At 67.6% G+C, this 22,361-nt stretch carries 1 protein-coding gene and 1 pseudogene; one reads left to right on the top strand and one right to left on the bottom strand.

Features of this window, described 5'->3' with window-relative positions; all coding sequences use genetic code 11:
- Positions 1 to 21,476: pseudogene (locus tag ON44_RS36180) on the bottom strand (hypothetical protein); the annotation flags it as partial.
- A gap of 240 nt (positions 21,477 to 21,716) precedes the next feature.
- Between ON44_RS36180 and ON44_RS52150 the strand changes: the two are divergent.
- Positions 21,717 to 22,361 (top strand): hypothetical protein (locus ON44_RS52150; RefSeq protein ID WP_218007715.1); only part of this gene is annotated, 645 nt, incomplete at its 3' end.

Genomic DNA, 22,361 nt, shown 5'->3' with positions numbered 1-22,361 from the left:
GGCACCGGCGTCGGCGGCACCGGCGGCGTCGGCGGGAAAGGCGGCACCGGCGTCGGCGGTAGCACCGGAGGAGTAGGTGGCGGAGGCGGAACCGGTGATGTAGGTGGAAGCGGGGGCTTCGGAGGGACCGGCGGTTTGGGCGGCTTCGGCTCACGCGGCGGCACAGGCGGCTTCGGCTCACGCGGCGACACCGGAGGCTGCGGCTCACGCGGCGGCACAGGCGGCTGCGGCGGCGTTGGTGGATGTGGTGGCTTCGGGGGTTTCGGCGGGTGCTTCGGCAGCGGCCACGTCGGATCGAACGGTGCCCTACTCGGCGGATCGGGCATCTCGTACTCGTGGTTCAGCCTCGGCGGATGTGGGATATGGGAGCGCAGCACCGAGCCGGGCAGCGGAGACGGCTCGGAATCACCTGAGTCCGACCGCCCCTCCGGCGGCTCCTGCCCGCCACCCCGATTCGACCGAGCCCCACCCTCGCTCGAACCTCCATCACGGCCACGACTCCCGCCCTCCCCGGCCGCCTCCCCATCGCCCGCGCGACCACGCGAGGCACCGCCGGACGATTCCCCCTCACCAGCACGCCCGCGCCGCGCCCTCGCGTCAGACGACTCGCCGGCACCTCCCTGCTCGGGACGCGTTGCCCCTTCAGAAGTCTCATCATCCGAACGACCACGACTGCCTGCACCGTTGGGTGCATCCTGACCGTACTGCGGGCCCGGATCAGTGGCCGAGTTGTCGTCCCATGGGTCGCCGAGTTCCGAACCGTTGCGAACCGGCGGTTCCTCCGGGGTGGACGATTCCCCCTCGTCCACTCGATCACCACGCTGCGCGTTCCCAAGCAACTGCTGGTCATCAGTCCTGCCAACGGGTTCTGTGCCAGTGGAGGACTCGTCCACACGATCACTACCGTCTGCGCTGTCCGGCGCATCCTGACCCTGTGGGCCAGGCTCGGTGGTCGAGTGGTCGTCGGCGACCTGCGGCGTACCTTCGCGAACCGGCGGCACCTCGGGCGCGGACGATTTGCCCTCACGATCACTATGGGACGTGGTATCGGACATGTCGGCGCGATCGCGACTGTCTGCGGTCTCCGGCAGATCGTGACCGTACTGCGGGCCCGGATCAGTGGCCGAGCTCTCGTCGGTGGTCAGCGGCTGTGTTGGTTCCGAATCCTCGTGAACCGCAGGTACTTCCGTTGTAGGCGGCGACTCGAAGCCGTCGGGGGGCGGAGTTGGGGCGGGGGTTTCGGCCGGTGCTGGTCGGGTGAGTTCGTTGGTTGGGTGGGGTTCGGTTGGGGGGAGGGCGAGGGGGGCGTCTGGATTCGGAAGTCCGGGTGGACGGAGTTGGGGTTGGTGGTCGACTCGGGGTGGGGCGTACGGGATTTTGGTGCGCCAGTCGGTGCGGGGCGGGCGGTTGGCGTTCCAGTCGAAGCCGATGCGGATGGCGTGCTGGTTGGCGTCGTGCCAGGCGGCGATCGGGTTGTGGCGCAGGTAGTTGGATTCGGCGAGGGCGTCCTGTAGGAGCAGGATGTCTTGTGGCAGCGGGGTGCCCGCGATCAGGCGGTTCCAGGCTTCGGCGACATCGGCGACGGCATCGAGTGGGCGGCGACGGAGGATGCCGTCGTTCGGGTCGTGCACCAGATACGGATCGCGCATGAGGTGGTTCTTGATCTGCTCGATCTCGGCATGGGTGAAGGCGGGGGTCGAGTTGTCGAGTCGGTCGGCGACCAACCTGGTCAATTCGGCGCGGTCGGCACCCAGGTTGCCGAGCTGGTCGCAAAGATTGTCGACCAATCGTCTTGCGTCACCGGGCTGTTCGTCCCGCAGGTGGCCAGTGAGCGCGTCAACGATCGGATCGAGGTCGCCGGAGCTGTCGAGTCTGCGGGCGATCTGATCGACGATCTCCGCGGCCCGCACGGCACGTGCCGCACCTTCCGCATCCGGATGCGCGGCGAGGTGATCGACGATGCTGTCGATATCGCTGTCGTCGGCACGGAACCGCTGGTATTCGGTGTCGGCCCAGTCCTGCACGCGCGCCCACGCCGCTTCCTGATCCCGCTGGCGCTGTTTGTATTCCTCCGACAACTCGCCGCGATCGGGCACCCGATCCTGCGGATCCCATTCACGCGCCATCGGCTGCACATCGGCCGCGCGCGGACGGAAGTAGGGATGTCCCTTGAATCCCGGACTGATTCGGCCTGGATGGTCCTTATCGCTATACCAGGTGAATCCGGACAGCTTCGCCGATTCGAGGACGATGCGCATGGTGTTGTAGAACACGCCCGCCATCGGCGGTTCGAAGGTGGGCACACCCGGATCGAGTGGGTCCATGCCGGGGATCCGCGGCAGCAGTTCCTCATCGATCGCGCCCGGTGGCGGATCCAGGAACGGGTCGACAATGGACGACTGGAACGGATCGACCGCCCAACCACTGACGCCTTCCGGAAGTACACGCGGCTCGAATGCCTTTGGCACCCTGGGACCTCGGCGGTTGGTCGTCCAGTCCGGGCGGGTCGGATTGACCGGGTGCCAGTCACCATTTCCGTCCTGCCACCGGGTGAGGTGGAGGCCGGGCGCGCCCTCGCGCCAGCCCGCGGTGAGATAGTCGCGACGCGGTGGCGCGAGGTCCGCGATACGCACCGGCATCTCCCGCTCGGCGATGATCACGCGATATTCGATTCGCGTCTCAGGTCTGGTCATCGCCTGTGCCACTGCGGAATTGCGCCGGATCGCATCGGCGAGCGCCGCATCGTGGCCCGCGTGCGGATGCTCCAATGTGCCGCGCGGGGCCACCACGATGATCCGCGGATGTTCACCCTCGACGAGGCCGACACGATCCGTGATCGGCCTGGCACCCTCGGTGGCGACGACGTCGCGACATGCTCCGGCCAGTTCAGCCATCTGATCCTGGATGCGGCCGATTCTGTTGTCCGCCTGGTTGACTCGGTCGGCGGCCTCGCGCAGCAGTCGCAGTTGCCTGGTGTTCTCCTCGGTCGGTACGAGACGGTTCGCCGCATCACGCAGAGTCTGGTCGATCTCTGTGGGGCCCAATGCATCTCGGTCCACGCCGAGGCGGTCGGCGAGGTCGTCGCACATCCCGCGCCATGGCTTGCCGGCGAGCACTTCGGTGGCGCGTTCGGCACCGAGCCGGTCGAGCTCGGCGCGTGTTTCTGGCGACAGCGGCTGGTGTGCAATGACATCGGCACCCTCGAGTGCGGCGATACGCCGATCCAGTTCGGCGAGGGCGGAATCGGCTTCGTTGAAGCGTTCCGCAGCATCTTGCAGCTTGAAGATGTTGTTCTCGCGCTGGGTGCGTTCGGCCGAGCCGACCAATTCCGGTTCCGGCCTGGATGTTTCGTCGCCGGTGCCCGCAATGTCCCTGGTGCCGACGATATCGCCGCTGAGCTGCCGCAGCGTCGGCTCCAGGTTGTCCTGGTTCAGAGCGTGATCGGGATCGCGAATATCGAAGCGTTCGGCGCGGTCATTGCGCTTGGCCCGCCAGAACTCGCATTCGGCGGCCATTGCGGCACGTTCCCGCACCAATGCGGCGTGCACGGCCTCCGGTGTTCCGGATAGTTCGAGCGTCGCGATCGCCTCATCGAGCCTCGCCACTTCGGCATCGGCACGGTTGAATTCGTTGGCCGCACGCTCGAGTGCGTCGATCCGCGCATGCCGCTCGGCCTGCTCATGGACCAGCATGGTCTGGTTGCGCAGCTCGTCGAGGGTCGTCTCCAACGGCAGGCCTGGCCGCAGCCCCTGCTCGACATCGACTGGTAGTCCTTCGGCACGAAGTCGGCGGAGATCGCGCAATTCCTCGCGATCGGCGGCGGCCACGGCACGCTCCGCACGCAGCCGCTCGAGTTCGGCTCGGACCTCAGGGGTCAGAGCGTCCGAATGCTGTGCACTGTCGAGCGTGGTTCCGGAGGCCGACTCCGAGGCATCGGCATCTCGTGTTTCAGGCGTGGAGCGCGTGGTGTCGGAATCGTCCGCGGCGGTGGTCCGGGTTTCCGACGCAAGTCGCCTCGGATCCGAACCACCCGCATCAGTGCCCCGAGTTTCCGACGCAAGTCGCCTCGGATCCGAACCACCCGCATCGGCACCCCGAGTTTCCGACGCAAGTCGCCTCGGATCCGAACCACCCGCATCAGTGCCCCGGGTTTCCGGCGCGGATCGGCTTGGATCCAAACCATCGGCATCGGCGTCCCGTGTCTTGGGCGCTGACCGTGTCGGATCCGAACCGTCCACAGCGGGACCCTGCGGCCTGGATCGGCTCGGATCCGAACCATGTGTATCGGCGCGTGGCGTCTCGCGCGATGCCTGGGTCGGATCCGCCTGTGCCGCACCGTGTTCCGGCGGCGCTGCGGAACCCGAACCCGGTGTCTCCGGCGGACCTGTCGGGCGGGCGGGCACCGCTCCTTCGTCGGGCGGGCGGATCGGGGTGACGGTGATGACGCCGGATTCATCGACCACGACGTGCAGATAGTCGACCTGGACGCCCTGATCGGTCAGCTGTCGGCGAACCTCGGCAGGCATGACCTGCTCGGGTGCCGATGACGGCGACGCGACGACTACGCGTTGCCCATCAGGTGCGATTCCGACACCCTCGGCGACCATATGCGCCTGTTCCCCGGCCAGCACGTCACGAGACGCGAGCACGGCGGTGCGCTGTCGAGCCACGTTCTCCTCGCCAACCGCCTGGATATGGCGGCGCAGCTCGGCCTGAAATGCGCTGGCAGCATCCCTGACCTCGGCGGCGTGCTGCTCGGCGGCCCGGAGGTCCGCGAAATGCTGCACCATCTCATGGCTCGGGACGCCTTCACGATCCCGTATCGCGGCAGCATGATCCTCTGCCGCGCCCACCAAATCGTTGACGGCACGCTGTATTTCGTGCGAACTCAAACCATCGGGGTTGATTCCGAGCCGCCTGGCACCTTCGGCGATGCCCGGTTCCATGGCCCGGCGGGCAGCCGCAGTCCCCGCAATTCGTGCGGCCAAACCAGGCAGCGCGTCACGCAATTCCGGCGTGACAGGCTCGTGTACCCGCGAGGGCCCATCCTGCGGCCAACCGCCCGAACCCGGCTCCGGTTGCCCCGGACCAGGCGGCTCCTGCGGCGGATGCTGCGATCCCCCATCACCACCCGCCTCCGCCGGACCCGAATCGGCCTGGCCGGGCTCCGGCGCACGACCACTCGCGTCGGAGTTATCCCCCTCCGGCACCGTCGCATTCAACCAGCGGTTGAACTCGTCGAACCTGCGTTGATTCGCCGCCAAAGCCTCTTCGTGCCAGGCATCGATCCGCTGCTGCAACTCATCCAGCCCGGCCTGGGCGCGCTGGCGAAGCTCGTCGATTCTGCGCAATAGATCGCTCTGCTCGGCACCATCGTCCGGTCGCGGCCGCTCAGCCAGTGCCCGGAGGGCTTCTTCATGCCTGCGCTGGTTGGCCGCCAGCGCATCCGCATGCCACGTATCGATTCGTCGCTGCAACTCATCGAACCCAGCGGCGGTGCGTTGGCGGATCTCTTCGATCTCACGTAGCGGCTCACGCTGCCGTGCAACAGGGTCCGCAGCCGGCGGATCAGAACTCGGCTGCGGGCCGGGATCAACCAAGGCACGCATCGCCTCGTCGAAGCGACGCCCGTTCTCTGCCAACGCATCCGCATGCCATGCATCGATCCGGCGCTGCAACTCATCGAATCCTGCCTCGGCACGCTGCCACGTTTCCTCGATCCGCCGCACCGGAGTCGATGAATCGTCGCGCCACACCGGCGGCTCCGGCTCACGCAGCGAGTTGATGGCCTCCTCATAGCGGCGCTCGTTTTTCCGCAACGCATCCGCATGCCAGGCCTCGATGCGTCGCTGCAACTCATCGAAACCAGCCTGAGCCCGTTGCAGTGCCTGCTCGATTCGCCGCACCGGGTCGAGGGATTCGCCGTCCGTGTGCCAGCTCGGTGAACCATCCGGTCCGGCAGCATCGTCTGATGTCGGCACGTCCAGCGGTGGGTCCGACAATGGCGGCGGAGCGGAGTCCATGAGTGATCGGAGTGCTTCCTCATGGCGCTGCTCGTTCTCCCGCAACGCTTCCGCATGCCAGCCATCGATGCGGCGCTGCAACTCGTCGAAACCGGCCTCGGCACGCTGATGGGCCTGCTCGATTCGCTGAACCGGATCGGTGGGTTCGTCCGGAGATGCCGGGGTCGGGGGATCTTGGGGCGGTAGCCCTGAACCACCGTCACCGGTCGCTACGGGCGAGGTATCGGTACCCGAATCATCCTGCCGTGCACGCACATGCTGCGTATCCGGCGAATCATGATGAGTTGCTTCGGTTTCCGCGATGTCGTTGGCGACCGCACGGCTCAGTTCCTCGTTCAGCCGGGTCAGTTCTGCGTCGGCCTCGTCCAATCGGCGTGCTGCGGCGGCCTGTTGTTCGTTTGCGTGTTCCGGGCGCGGGTCGGCCATAGCCTCGTCGAGGGCCGTGCGCGCGTCTTCACGGGCGACGAACGCCGCTGCCCATTCGTCCGCGATACGCTCGATTTCGGCCTGTCGAGCGGCCGCATCCCGCCCCGGCGCGGTGCCTTCCGGTTGAACCTCCGGCACGGATTCCGGCTCCGCACCGGGTCGCGCACTCCCATCGGAACTCGGCGCATCAGGCTTCGGCGGCGGGGCACCCAACTGCGGCGCATCCGGCGGTGGCAGTTCGGGGCCGCCGTGCTGGTCGGGCGGCGACCAGGACGGATCAGGCGCGACGATGTCGACGGCGTAGGGAATGCCCGCGCGCCAGTCGGTGAGCGGCGGGCGGTCCGCGTCCCAGTGGAAGCCGAGGCCGATGGCGTGGGTGTTGGCGGCGCGCCAGGTGGCACCGGGATTGGCGCGCAGGAAGTCGGATTCGGCGCGCGCATCCTGCAGCAGGACCAGGTCCTGGGGTAGCGGTTCGCCCGCCGTCAACCGGTTCCATGCCTCGGCGACATCGGCGAGGCGATCCATCGGGCGACGGACATACGCGCCATTGGGATCGCTGTAATCGCGCACCAGATGCTCGTCGACCATCAGGTGGTTCTTGATCTGCTCGATCTCGGCGCGCGTGAAACCCGGTACGTCGTGGCGCATGTGCTGGGCCAGGATCTGAGCGATCGCGTCCGGATCGGCGCCCGCGCGCAAGAGCTCGCGAATATCGGCGATGGTGTCGCGTATCGCATCGCTGTCATCGACCTGAAAGCGGTCGGCCAAATCGTCTGCGACACGGTCGTTTTCGTCCTGCATCCGCAGCAACTGCGCATCGACATCGCGGGTCGGGTCGATACCGCGATCCGCGGTTACCAGCCTGTCCTGCACGGTCCCGACCACATCCCGTGCCGCAGCCACCTGCTGGGCACGGCGGTGGGCGTCGAGCCCGTCCATGATCCGATCGATATCGCTGTCGTCGGCGAGGAACCGCTCGTACTCGGCATCGGCCCAATCCTGCACGCGACGCCAGTTCGTGACGTCGCGATCCCATTCCCGTTGCAGCCCTTCGGAAATCTCCACCCGATCCGCGGGGTTACCGTGTTCGGCCGGATCCCACGGCCGATGCATGGGCTGAATATTGCGCTCCGGTCCCGCGAACCACTCGTAGTTGCGGAAGACGGTGCCGAACGGCGGAATCTTCTGGAGCCACGGCCGGGCCTGCACCCACTCACCGATCTCCGGATGCGCCTGGATCCAGGCCTTCACCGCCGGATGCTTCGGCGTCTGCGCGGCCATCAGGATCAGCCGGGTGATGTTGTAAGCGTCACCGCCCCAGTGCTGTTCGAAGATCGGTGTGCCCGGCGGCACGGATGACGTGTCGTAGCGTGACGGCGCCTGCGGCATATTGACCGGCAGCGTGCTCTCCGCGATCTCACCCGGCGGAACGTGATCGGTCGGCAGGGTGATGTCGTTGACGACATCCTCCATGGCCCAGCCGCTGACACCGTCCGGCGGATCCTTGGGCGTGAACTTCTTCGGCACGGTCCCGGCATCTCGATTGCCCACCCAATCCGGGCGAGTCGGATCGACATGGTGCACAGTGCCTTCGGCGTCGACCCACGACGTCATATCCATACGTCTGCCGTTGTGCCAGCCGGTGCTCAGTCGTCGGATATCCGGTGGCGGCATTCGCAACGTCCGGGTATTGCCCTCGCGATCCGCGAGCACCTGGCGGTATTCGACGCGGGTTTCCGGACGCACCATCGCCTGGGCGACCGCAGGATCGCGGCGCAGCGCATCGGCGAGGGCCCGATCGTGATCTGCGCGCGGTGCCGCCGGATCGGGGCGCGGACCGTGCACGATGATGCGGGGTCGCTCCCCCGCCACGATGCCGACACGGTCGGTGACCATACGGCCACCTTCGGCTTCGACCTGCTGCCGCCATACGCCCGCGGCTCCGGCCATTTCGTCCTGGAGTCGACCGATCCGATTGTGCGCCTGGTTCACATCGTCGGCGGCGTTGAAGAGTCCGTCGATCTCACGATGGCGAGCCTCCGACTCATCCGGAGACAGCGTGCCGTCGCGCACCTCGTCATCCGCATCGAATCGCAGATCGGTGATCGTTCTACGCAGCCGATCCGGTTGCAGCGCAACCTCATCCGGATTGCCCGACGCATCGACCACACCGAGCCGGACGGCCAGATCGTCGCGCATGGTCCGCCGCGGCTTGATCTGCCGGAGCTCCTCCGCCCGCTCCCGCGCCATCCGATCGATCTCGGCAACACCCTCCTCCGACGGCGGGCGGTGCCGCGCGACGCCCTGGTCCTCCAGCTCGGACAGCCGCTGATCGACGCGCCGGACCTGATCGTCGAGCGATTCGAAGTCCTCGGTCGCCGCAATGAGTTTGCGCAGCGCCTCTTCGCGCCGTCCCTGCTCGCCGGCCTCGACCGGACTGCGCACCTGCCGGTTCGCCTCCTCGAGGCCACCCAGCACGTCGACGACATCGGTCCGGGCATGGGCATGCAGTGCTTGAATCGCCTCGTCGCGCGCATCCGGGTCCCGGCGCACCCATTCGGTCGAATCGTCCAGACCCAGATTGGCGGCGCGCTCATTGGCCTTGGCGCGCACGAACTCGCGCTCGCGCACCAGATCTCGTCGCTCCTGCAGCAGCCGGTCGTACTCGTCGACCAATCCGATGCGTGCCGCGAGCTCGCCGACCTCGGCATCTACTCGTGCGCATTCCGGTGCGAGCCGCTCCAATTCGGCTACAACGGCGCGATCAGCATCCGAAAGCAGTCGCCGCCCGGCGAATTCTGCAACGGTCGCTCGAATTCGGCGCGGCGTCCACGCATCCGCATCCTCCTGCGCTGGAAGTCGGTCGGCCAGCTCCGCGATCCGGGCCGCCAGCGCATCGCGTCGCGCGAGTGCATCCGCATGCGCCCGGACCGCCTCCTGGTGCTCCGGTCCGGTCCGGGCTTCGGCCCCTGGCTCTGCTTCCGTGCCCTCACGCCGGTTATCGGCGCCGCTCTGTTCACCATCCTGGTTGCGACCCGACGGTTCCTCGGGCTCGGACGTCGGCGGGGCAGGCGGGTCGGCGGGCGGCTTCTTCGACCCGCCACCGGCTTCGGCGACCGGTTCGGTGGCCTCATCCGGACCCGCCTCTTCCGGACGAACCGGCTCCACACCATCCGACCGCGGTGGTTCCGCGGAACCCGCCTCGAGACGCCGCACCATCTCATCGAGTTCGTCTACCAACGCTCGATACTCGGCGTCTTCATCCTGATGGAACAACTCCTCGCCATCCCCCGAATCACGGGTCGACGCCGCATCGACAGGAGGCTCCGAATCAGCCGAATCCGGTTCCGGCGGTGGAGGCTCCAGACCGTGCGAAGCCTCGTCGGCGCCAGCCGGATCAGGCGGCTTCCCGGCCTCAGCGCGGCGCGGCTCGGACGGTGGCTCCGAAATATGGGGCGAGGCATTGCCGGATCCGCCGGGCCACAGTTCGACCGGCACGGACGGCGCTCGGTTGACGTACTCGACGGAGCTGGACTCGCCCGCTCGCGCCTCGTCGACCAGCAGGCGATACAGGACCTGCGCGGGTTCGGAGGCGTCGTCGCCGTAGCGCTCCACTTCACGGAACGCGTCGGAGAGGGCCTCGCCGGGGTCCAGGTTGTCACCGTCGAAGCTGTAGCGGGTGAGCTGGTCGACCCAGGCGCGGAAGTCCGTCTCGCCGGGGTGTTCGCGGGTGGCGAGGTAGTGCTCCCGCAACGCATCCATCACACGCCGCTGCGCGCGGCCTTGTCCGGCGAAGTCGAGTACGTGGCCGAGTTCGTGCACCATCACGCCGTACACCGGACGGTCGGCACCGATGATCCGGGTTCCATCGCGACTCGTCTTCGAGGCGAGCGTGTCCTCGTCGGACCCCCATGACTGTCCGCGCGCGGATTCCTCGAGCACGACGATCGACGGGGTCACCTGCCGAAGCCGTTCGGCCAGTGGCGCATCCGCGCCGACGCGAGGACTGGTGCTCGCGTAGGCGACTCCCCCCTGCGGATGGCGCGGGTCGCCGGGCTCGATGCGGACGCCGGCGAGCTTCATCTCCGGATGCTTGGTCAGCATTTCGTCCACCGCTCGCGCGATTTCGCGAACCACCTCCGGATCGATGCCCTTGCGGCGGAACCCCTCCACCTCGATCGAATGCCGCCGCGCCAGCACCTTCGCGACCTGCCGCGGACTGCGCGACGACCATTCGTCGACGATCGGTCGCGATTCCGCCTGCACCGTTGGATGCTCTGTCGGGTCGGCCGACGACTTCGGCTCTCCCCCATCGGTATTCGTATCACGAGCGCCGTCCGCCGCATCCGGGACGGGAATCGGTTTCGCGCCGGAGGCTGGGCTGTCCGGTGGGTCGTGCGGCGGGGCGGACGGTGTGGCGGCGGGATCGGGTCCGTCCTCATCCGGCCCACCCAACCCGCGGGGCGCACCAGCCAACTCACTAGGAGCGTCGTAGAACTCGTCGAGGAGCGCCGCGAGATTTCTGATCTGTTCGGCGCGAGTCTGGATCTCCGCGCGCATGCGGCCGAGCTCCGCGGTCAGTTCGGCGGGGCTGAGACCTTCGTGCTTCTCGATCTTTCCATCGCGGTAGGCCTCGTACACCTTACGGAAGGTCGCATCGTCGGCACCCGCGATATCGACACCGACGAGCCGGGCCCAGTCGCGATTCGGTTCGGGCCGTCCACGCCCCTCGCCGGATGCGCCGTCGGCGCGGCCCGGGTGGTCCGCAAGCACACTCCCGAGACCGAGTGAATCGCCGGATTGCATTGCCTCGGTGATGAGTTCACGCAACGCCTGCAGGCAAGCCAGTTCATGGATAGGCGGTTCGCCGGCGGCCCGCGGATCGGCGGAAAGGTCGCCCCGCGGCACATCGGAGTACGGATCGACATCGATCAGCGCACGCATATATTCGGTGAGCGCGTCGACCACCTGATCGTGCTTACCGTCACCTTCGAGGCCCGCGATCACCTTGCGCAGCTTTGCCGGATCAAGTCCGTTCGCATCCAGTCCGCGCAGGATCTGCCCGTCATCGGCGATCCGAATCTTGGCTGGCTGCAACGATTCCGAACTGTCCAGGCCGAGCTGTGCGGCCAGGCGATCGCGTGCAGCGTTGACGGCGCCGAGATCGATATCCCGCAACTGCTTGGCATAGTCGGCCAGATCCTTGAACTGCTGTTCGCGCCGCGCGCTGCGCCATTCCGGATCGGCCAGCGCCTCGGCAACTCGTCGAGGCGTGAGCTCCGACTCCGGAATATCGAGCCGATGCGCGAGTTGACCACGCGCATCGCCGATATCGTTGAAGTTCTCGATCTCGTTCATCGTGCGCGCGAAGTCGGCCAGCGCCTCGACCTGACCGGCGCGCAGGGCATTGGCCAGCTTCAGTTCCGCGATGGTCTGTGCCAGCCGATCCGGATGTAGCGCCTCTGGTCCGAGGCCGAGTTCGTTTGCCAGATAGACGATTTCGGCGACCATCTCCGCGCGAGTGCGCGGCGCCGCATCGCTCTCGTGGCCGGGCGAATGGCTCGTCGGCTCCTCGATAGGTGCCTGCACGGCGCGCCATCGACCGTCGTTGTCGCGCACCATCGTGACGACCAGCTCGCGGCCATCGATCGTCTCCCGATGGTGGTACACCTCGGGTGTTTCGACCGGATCCAGATGAATCTGCCCCACGCGATCTGTGCGCGCGTTCCGGTAATCGAGTTCGACCTCACCGCGATTGAGCGCATCGGCCAAGGCAGGATCATTGGCGAGCGCTCTGGCCAGCGCATCCGCCCGGTCCAGCGGCCCATTGATCACCACCAGCCGGTCCGGCGCGCCTTCCCCGACGGGCACCCGAGCGACCTGATCGCCATGGACCTCCCCGACCGGCTCCTGCTCTCCGGCACGCAGATGCGGTTCGGCGGCGTCGGCGAATTCGGCGACCCGGGCCGCGCGCGCATCGTTCTCGGCCCATAGCCTGCGCAGCGTGGCATCGAGATTTCGCGGGTTCACATCGTTGAGGTCCAAGCCGAACATCTGCGCCCACGTGGACGCCTCGTCGCGCAGTTGGTCGCGGCGCAGGGCATGCTCGAAGAACACCCTGGGCCCCTGGTCGCGGCCCAGTTCCTGGCCGTCGCCGATATCGCCCCATTCGCGCAGCGGGTCGGCGCCATTGCCGACGGGCCGGAAGTTCTGCAGACCGGGATCACCGTCGAAGGCGCTGATCAGTTCCTTGAGGAAACGGCCCATCGGATTGTCGTCGAAAATGCTGACCTGATCGGCCAGCGGCACCGGACGGCCAGTCGCATCGGGCGCGCCCAATTCGGGGCCGGTGGTCGGTTCGTCCTCGTCGTAGTAGTCCTCGTCCTCATCGAGCCGCCGCGCATCGGGATCCTCGATCTCCCCCGCCACCGGCTGTCGACCGTGCAGCTCGGGCGCCGAGTCACCCAGCAGGTCGGCATCGACGTACGGACGCGTGACCTCCTCGTTGAAGCGATCCGCCGCCTCCGCGAGGCCCGCGATCGCGGCCGCCTCACGCATCGTCCGGTATTCCTGCTCGTCGAGCATCCGGCGAATGGTTTCCGGACTTTCGTCGGGCAGGTCGAAACCGAGCCGGTGTGCCTTATCGGTGAGTGATTCGTCTTCCGGTGGCGGACCATCGAGTTCGGTGGTCGGCTCCGGATGCGCCGGCTCGTGCTCGAGTGCCCTGGCCTCCTCGTCGGAGATCAGACCGAAGTTCTCCAGGTCATCGATGATCCGCTGCCGCTGTTCCGGATCGGCAACGGCCAGTGCCTCTTCCAGCACCGCCCGCGCCTCTTCCGGCGCGATGGCCTCGACCTCGAGCAGTTCGGTGACGGTCTGGCGCACCAGATCCGGATCGGCATCGCTGACCCAGAACCGGTATTCCTCGCCATCGGGCGTGCGTGGCACCACGAAATCGCCTGCCACATCCTGGGTCCGACCGGAGAACCTGTTCAGGATCGGCAGATGCTCCCGGTTACGCCAGGCGGTCCAGCCTTCCTTGGCGATTCGGGCCATATTGAGGCCCCCGCCTTCACTCTCCGGGGCCGGTCGAGCAACGGTCTCGTGCCCGGGTGTCGCCTGCGGCGGATGGGGCGCATTCGGATGCGATTCGAAGAGGTCCGGCGCATGCTCGACGCCATCCTTCAGCGCATTCTGACCGCGGCGGTCCTCACCCGAACCCGACGGGTACTTCGGGTAGTCGCCCACATAACCACGCACCCGCATCTTCTCCCGAATCCGCTCCCACGCTCGGCGCAGTGGCGATTTCTGCTCGGGCGGCTCGGAATCCGCTGGGCGAGCGGGTGTTCCGGATTCTTCGGGAGCTTCGACCCGCCAGCGGCCCTCGTCGTCGGGCCGCACCTGTAGCGGCACCTCTTCGCCATTGGCATCGATGACGACGCGGCGCGGCTCGTCCGGATTCGCCGGCGCGAACGGCCGTCCCGCTGACGTCTCCTCGGATCCGTTGCCGGAGTTCTCATTTCGCGAGTGCTCCGGATCGCCGGGCGTCCCGGCGGGGACGGGAGGCTCGGACGGCGGCTTCTTACCGCCGCCACCCCCCTCGGCGGGCCGCTCGACCTTTTGCTGCGCCGCCGGATCATCGATGCGCAGCACACGTGTCTCGCCTTGCGCACCGATCCGCAGCTCGCGCACGACCGTGCCGGGTTCGGCGCGCAACTCCGCGAGCTGTGGATGCCGGGCGGCCGCATCGTCCAGCACGCGAACCGGATCACCGTCGCCCCAGCCGACCACGAACACGCGCGCCTGCTCACCCGGCACCACACCGACCCGATCGGTGACCGGTATCGCACCGGCCCGCAACAACGCATCGCGCTGCAGTGCGATCGCCATCGCCTCATCGAGCCGTTCCACCCGCTCCTCGGCCCGCCCGATGCGCCCCGGATCGCCTGCGGCCCTTGCCTCGTCGCGCTCGCGCACCGCCGCCGCATTCTCGGCCGCCAACCGATCCAGCACGTCTTGTCGCTGCTGCTGGGCCTGACGCTCGTGTGCGCCATCGTCCGGATGTGCCGGTGGGAATTCGGGCGCGTCGAACGAATCGTCGCCGGGGCGTGGCCGATCGATCGGTCGCGGTGCGGAATCACCCTGCTCCGACCGGTTTCCGAACGACAGTCGGTCGGTAATCCTGCGCAGCAGGCCCTTCGGCGCACTGTGGTCGTACAGATCGGCCGAGCCATCGAGCATGATTCGGGTTATCCGTTCCCCGAGCCGCCCGGTATCGGTATCGGACATGCCCTGGAACTGCCTGGCCAGCACATCGCCCGCACTGCCATCTCCGGTGGGCGGCGCCACCCGCCAGCCGCCATTGCCATCGGACTGCAGTGTGACCGGGAAGTCCCACGCCCGCGTCTTCACCTCGGTTCGACTGAACTGCGGCCAGCGACGTTCCCGCCTCGCCGCATCAGCGGATTCCGGCATGACCACCTGCCGCGTCAGCAGCCGACGCGTCACCTCCGCCGGATGCGGCTCGCCGATCGACGGATCCGCTTCGGCCAGTTCGTAACCACGGGCCATGAAGTCCAGACGCAGTCTGCCCTCGAGGTTCGGGGACGCATTCTCCCTGGTATTGAAGGCATCCGGGCCGAGCTGGCGCACCCAGGCATCGAACCCGAGATCCGTCTGTCCGGCGGCGCGGTAGCGCAGGTAGTGCGCGAGTAGTTCGGTGGCCGCCTCGTCTTCGGTCGGACGGCGGTAGGACCCCTCGGCAGCGTCGGCGTCGATGAACCGGGCATCGTGCAGACCATCGGAACCCGGCCCCACTTGCAGATATTCGATCCGTTGCGTGCCGTCCCACAGCACACTGGTGTATTCCGGATGCGTCGCGGCCAGTTCGCGCAGCGCGTCCATGTGCTGGCCTTCGGGTGCCGCCACAACCAGACGTCCGCGTCCCACCGGCTGGTCGCCCGGAAATTGGGCGACCCGGTCGGTGCGCCGGGCGCCACCCGGATCCCGCGCCAGTTCATCGTCGAGAGCGCGACGTACACGGTCCGCTGCTTCCTCGGAACTCATCGTGCGCGGCGATGCGTCCTGATCGGCCGGATGCCCGGTTTCCGGCTCGGTCGTATCCGACCACGGACGATAGTCGTCGACGTTGTCGTCGGCGTGCCGAGCGACATCGAACGCGACCTCGGCGGGTTCCAGACCGACCTTGTCGATGTACTTGCGCAGCGCTTCGCGCCCAGCCTCGTAACCCGCCCGCTCCGGCCGGATCGCCGGATCATTCGAGCGAGCCGCAGCACGCTCCGCACGCTGATAGGCGCGGTCGTAGGCGTCGGCGTACGCGCGTTCGGCCGGACCGACCGGCACGAAACGGCCCGAATCACGCAGCAGCCGAAGGGATTCGATCTCCGCCGCGTACTGACGGCTGCGCTGATCCCGGATCGCCGGGGTGTCGGTGTGGTATGTCGGCGGCCCCTCGCCGGGCGCACGGGTGATTCCGTGTGCACTGTCCCACTGAGCCCGGTAGAACGCGGCGAGGTCACCGCCGTCGACGCGCGGGCCCAACTCCACCAACCGATTTCGCACTTCACGCGCGGCGGCATGGTGTGCGGCCGCATCGATCATGCTGTCCGCGACCTCACGGTTGTCGCGGTAGGCCCGCAAGGCTTGCTGCTCCGCCTGTTTGAAGGCGTCCTTATACGCTCTGGACAGCAACGTTTCCGGAGCCGGTGACGCTTCCGTCCCGAACTGCCGCCACCTATCGAATTCGAAGGCTCTTGCCTGTGCCACCGCCTCGCGATCCAGCATCAGATCGACGTATTCGTCGCGTCCGAGCGTGAATCGCTCGAGCGGACCGTCGCCGAGCTGTTCGGCCAGGTATGCCGCCCGAATCGCTTCCGCCGCATGCTGGGACGGTGTATCGGTCAGGCCGAGCAGCACGGTATTCGAGGCCGGATCGTATCCGGCGTCGACGCCGCGCTGCTGTCTGCCGTCGTAGAGGGTGGAATCCACGTCGAGGCCGAAACGGATCTCCACCCCGTGCCTGGCCAGTACCTCGGTCGCCCACCGTCCGAGTTCGTTGCCCCTGAGGATGCGCCGCAGCCGGTCCGACGCCACCTGCGCGGTGTCGGCCATCGACTGGTCCGGCAATGCCGCGGCGGGTTCGTCCGGCGGTCGCGGTGCCACCAGGTGGTCTACCTCCGCACGCACGTCCGCTGCGGCAGCGTCGACCCAGTCGGCGCGCGGATCCACGGGCTCCCGGCGCACCTGGACGGCACCGGAATCGTCGACGCTGACGTGCAGCCGTTCCGCGGTGGCATCGCCGTAGCGGATGGCGCGATGCAGATCACTGCCCCGATCCGCCGCCACACGCGAGATCGCGGCATGATCACCGCGTCCGTCTACCACGATTACCCGCAGCGGCTCACCAGGCAGCACCGCGACTCGATCATTTGCCCAATATCCTTCGCCTGCAAGGACTTCCGTACCGAGCACTTCCTGACCGACCCGTGCCGCGATCTCATCGAGCAGATGGTTGCGCCGCGCCTCGACCTCGACATGCCGGCGAGTCGCCTCATGCAGTGCGCGCACCTGCGCGGGGCGCTCGGAATTCATTCCGCGCCCTACTGGGCGGATTCTGTCGTCCGCCACGGCCTGTCGGCCGCGCTCGAACAGATCGCGATCGCCGCGGTGCGTTTCTGGGTCGAAGGCGCCGAACCGTCGGACGGCTCGATCCCAATCGCTCTCGACCGCCCGCAGTTCCCGGGTAAGCGCGGCGTGTTTACGGACAAGGCGCTGTAGTTCACGGTCCGACTCCGCGGAGGTCGGCTCGTACATTCCGTCCGGATGCTGGTGCGCTTCCCAGATGCCGCCGTGAATATCTCGCAGACTCGCGCCCTCGCTCGGATACAGCGGCGAGTCGAACATATCGCCGGACAGCAGCGCATCGATGCCCGCCTCGCGACCGATTCGGCGCAGTTCGTGCTCGCCCAGGCCGGGATCCGCGGCGGCCACAGCCGCGTCGCGGGCAGTCAGATACTGCTCATGCAAGGCGCGGGTGTAGGCCGAATCCGCAACACCGTGCGTGGTCGGGGCCGGTTCCGGATATCCGGCCGCACCCAGCTCTCGATGGAACTCGGCCTGCCTGCCGAGCACCGCTGCTTCCGTACGCAGCTGTGCGTCAACGTAATCCGCGCGGTCGGTGGCGCGGATACGGGCCGGATCCACCTCGACCCGACCGGACAGCACGGCATCCGCGAGTACCGCCGCACGTACCAGCGCCTCCGCTTGGGCGGGCTGGCTGCGGTCATGGGTTTCGACGGACACGTCCATGGTTCGGCCGTTGAACGAATCCGGCCGGCCACCTTCGAAGCGCACCGCGACACCGGCGGTCCGCAGCGCGTCGGCTGCTTCGCGTCCGGTTTCGCTGCGTCCCAGCAGTTCCCACACCGGACCACCGGTCATATCCCGCGGCCGGACCTGCCAGGCCCCGGCGTCCGGTTCGGGACCGTCGTCGGCCGGCCGGAACTCGGGCGAATCCGCCCCGTCGCCCGGCGCTTCGGGTCGGACCGAGGTCTCCGGCCTGCTGAAATGCGCGACGACCTTCTCGTATTCGCCCGGCCGGCCGCGCATCGCATCGTGGTCGAAGCTCACCTCGGTGAAGCCGAGTTCGACGGCAAGTTTGCCGGTGAAGGTGTTGCGCGCCGCCTCTTCCGGAGTCAGGTACAGCTCCTGCACACCGGCATTGAAGGTGTCCAGGTTGTCCCGGACCCGGTCGTCGGCATTCCATTCGGCACGGATCTCGGTCACCTGATGTCCGAGCTCACGCATCATGTCCCGGAACATTTCGCGCCCGGTCGGCGTGCCGTCACCGACACGCACCGTCGCGCGTAGTACGCCGTCCGCGTCGACCCGACCGTGGATGCCGTGCTGGTTGTCGCCGCCGTACCGGTTGGTGTAGGCGTTCGGGCGGTCGTCGAAATCCTCGTCGTGCCTGCTCGAATCCTCCGGCCGCACTGCGATATCGCCGTGTTCGGGCGGCAGATCGGAGGCGTGCGCACGGATTTCGGCAAGTCGTGCCATCACCGTGTCGTGCCACTGGCCGCGACCGTGCTTGTCGAACTCCGGTCGCAACGCGGCGACGCGTTCGCTGATCGCGTCGACCACCGCGCGCGGCAGATGGTGGTCGATGACCTCGATGCTGTCACCGTTGCGACGCAGGAAGTGTTCGGCGAATGGGCTCAACGCATTTCGCGCGGCTTCGCTCTCCTCGAAACCACGACTGTGGTCGATACCGAGCACCTCGCCCTGCGGGCCGATCATCCAGCCCTGTCCGTCGCGGTCCGGAGTCCGGATCAGCGCGTCCAGCAGACCGAGCGCACGGCCCGCGACCGTATCGGCGTAACCGAGCTCGTGCACATCGATGAACTGGGGATGTCGTTCGGCCGCAACATGTCCCGCCAACTTTTCCATGTACACGACATTGGATTTGGCGTGGAAAACCTCGGGCACATTCGCACCGATAGTACGACCGAGCAGCGACGCCAACCGCTCGGCGACGGCGTGGCGCGGATTCATGACGGTCTTGCGGATCAGTTCGGTGCCATCGTTGAAGGTGACCAGCTCCACCTTCCTGGCGGCATGCGCCGAGGACCCCTCGCTGAGCACCGTGACCGAACGCTCGCCGGAAGCGATGGCGGAGCGGACGATATCGTCGAACGAGCGGATGCCGTGCGCGTCATCCCAAGCGTGGCCGTAGAACTCGGCATGGGTTTCGGTCGAATGCTCGGGGCGGTGTCGAGCCACCTCGGGGCGGATGGCGTCCAGGCCCGCATCATTGGCGATTCGATCGAGTTCTGATGCGGGCGCTTCTGGATTCTCTTCGTGCGCTCGGGCTCGGGTCTCGTCGTAAGCCGCGGTATAGGCGCGCTCCAGCGGAGTTTCCGCGAGATCGTGTCCGGCGGCCCTGAGTTGTTTCGCCGCAACGATTTCCAGCGCGTGCGCACGGGTTTCCTCGTCGAGCATGCGTGCGATGTATTTCTCGCGCGGCAGGCGCATGCGTTCCTGCGCACCGCCGGGAGTCTCACGGGCATGGGCCAATTCGACGTGGATGGCGCCGTGCACCAGGGCGGCCATCTGTGCCGCATCGGAGGCGCCGACATCCAGGGCGAGGGTGCGGCGGCTCGGGTAGTAGCGGTCGTCGGCGCTCGACTCGTGCACGATATCGACGTCGTAGCGGGTGAACACCTCGTCGGCCCAGCGGCCGACTTCGGTCTCCCGCAACTGTTCTCGAATCCGGGCGATGCGTTCCTGGGCCGCCTGACCGGCACGGTCCAGTGGAGTCAGATCGGTGGCGCGATCGAATTGGTTGTGTGACGGCTCGTCGATGGGCTCGATCCTGATGCGGCCGACCTGGTCCGCCTCGACGTTCAGGTGCTCGCGCACGGCCTCGGGCCCGTCGAGCAATTCGCGGATTTCCGGGTGCTGCTGGGCATCGCGCAGGACGCGCTGGTGGTCATCGGTGCCTGACGCGATGATCAGCCGGTCGGGCTCTCCGGGGATATGCACGATGTGTTCGTTGAGCATTCGTGCATTCGGGTTCTCACGTACATGTTGGGTGAGAACCTCTTTGATCGCCGCATTTGCCACCTGGTCGGCGCGGTGATCGTAGGTCGCCTGAGCATGCTGACGCTGGTCGGCCAGGTCGGCGAGGATGCGTAGATCGTGTTGTTCGGTACGCAGTTCGGCCTGCCGCTCGGGCGGAACATCAGGTCCGGCAAGTTCATTCGTGATGCGCTGCAGGCGGTCGGTGATCTGGCGTTGCAGCGGCTGTCGGGCGAGGGTGGGATCGAGACCGAGGGCGGTCGCGCGCCTGGTGAGTTCTTCCGAGGTGTCGCGCAGGTCGCGGAAGGCCGACTCGCGGTCGAGCGCCCCGGTACGCATGTTTTCCGCGATATCGGCGGTGGTGTCGTGCACGCGTGCGGCCGAAGGGAGTTCGGCAGTGGGGGTGTGCACACGATCCCAGGCGTCGCCGTAGTGATCGGTGTAGTTCTTGCCGTTTCGCCATTCGTAGGTGGCGATTTCCCCGCGCAGCGCATCGACGGCGACCTTATGTGCGGCCTGGCGGATCTCGGCTGGGGTCAGCGACGCATCACCTTCCAACAGTTCGGCGGCGGCGCGGTAGGCGGCGGTGTAGGTGTCTTCGAGCGGGTGCACATCGATGTCGTGGCCGAGATCCCGGAATTCCTGGGCCAATTGGAAGCGTCGGCCCGTTGCCGCGGCCTCCTCGTCGACCATGGTGCGCACGAATTCGTCGCGTGCCATCCCCCGGACGTCACCGGTTCGGCCCTGGACGTACCGTTCGGCATGCACGGATTCATGGGCCAGGGTGAGCGCCTGCTGGACATGATCGGCACCCGAGGTGAAGGCGACGGCGGTCAGCTCGGCTCGCCGGAATACCCCGGACCGGCCGTCACCCGCTGACGGCTCGAATCCGTCGCGAACGGGACTGTTGTCGAAGCTCGCCGCGATCCGTCGCCCGGTTTCGGTCTGGCGCAACAGTTCGCGGACCTGATCGGGCTGCGCATCGAGCGAGCGGCCGATGCGGGCCCCAGGATCGGTTGCAAGCGGATGCTCGGAACCGAGCGGGTGCAGCGGATTTCCGGCCGGGTCGAAGGCGATGGCATACGTGCCACGGAGTTCGCGCGGCACCGTCGGCGGGAAGCCCTCCACCCGGCCCGCCCCCGGATCGCGCACCACGATCCCGCCGTTTTCGTGCACCAGCACATACGCGTGCGCGCCGACGCTGTACCTGTCGACCGGACCGCTGTATTCATCGACAACCAGCGCCGACGACCCCTCCGGCATGGAAAGCAACAGCCGCGCGATCTCGGCATGACCGTCATACGAACGCAACTGCCCACCCGCGGCCGTCTGCACCTCCGCAGCCGTCATCCCGTCCAGCCCGACCACCCGCTCCGGCAACCTGATCGCCGCACTCCCGGTAAGCGCCTTGATCAACCGCAGCGACAACTCCGCGCACCGACCACGATTCCGCTCCGGAATCCGAGGCTCATCGCCCCTTTGCCGCTGCTGAACATCCGCCGCTTCACGAGACCTATCCGCAGGCGCATCCCCCGCGGTCCGATGAGTATGCGGCTCGGCCACCGGCTGAGGCACGAAAGCCGCTGCGGGATCCAGAGATTCAGCCCGCTGCCGCGCCGCCTCCCGCCGCGCCTCGACCTCCTCCCGCCGCGCCGAATCATCGGCACGATGCGACTTGGCAGGCTCGACATCCGCACCCCGATGCGCCCCGTCCGCCCGTGCCGTCGGATCCGTCGCATGCCGGACGTCGGAAGGCTCGGAGCGCACCGGAGTGTCGTCGGCGGCGCGCGCGATGCCCTCGTCGACACTGTCGCCACGACGCACGGCACCGTCACCGCCGTCACGTACAACACCCTCACCATCGGGACGCGCAGCAGTATCGCCCTCTGCCCGCACCACGCCGTCCCCCTTGGCGCGCACTGCCCCTTCATCGCGTGGACGAACCGCACCATCCCCGTCAGGACGTACGCCCTCGTTCTCGGGACGTACCGCACTGTCCCCCTCGGCGCGCGCCACGCCGTCACCCTCAGGCCGAACAGCACGGTCGCCATCCGGGCCATCGCTCTCGTGCCGCGCAGCACCGTCACCCCCAGGCCGCACAACGCCGTCGGCCTCGCGACGCACAGCACCATCGCCGTCAGGGCGAACCATGTCATCGCCTTCGTGCCGGGAAGCACTATCACCATCGCGCAGCGCGGCGCGGTCGCTGTCGGGCCGTACGGCACCTTCCCCGTGAGGTCGAGCAACTTCGCCGCCGTCAGGCCGCACTGCACTGTCCCCCTCGGGCTCTACGGCACCGTCACTGTCGCGCAC

Source organism: Nocardia vinacea NBRC 16497 (assembly GCF_000308835.1).
Lineage (GTDB): Bacteria > Actinomycetota > Actinomycetes > Mycobacteriales > Mycobacteriaceae > Nocardia > Nocardia vinacea.
Note: the sequence above shows the minus strand (reverse complement) of the source record. Positions and strands in the feature narration are given on the sequence as shown.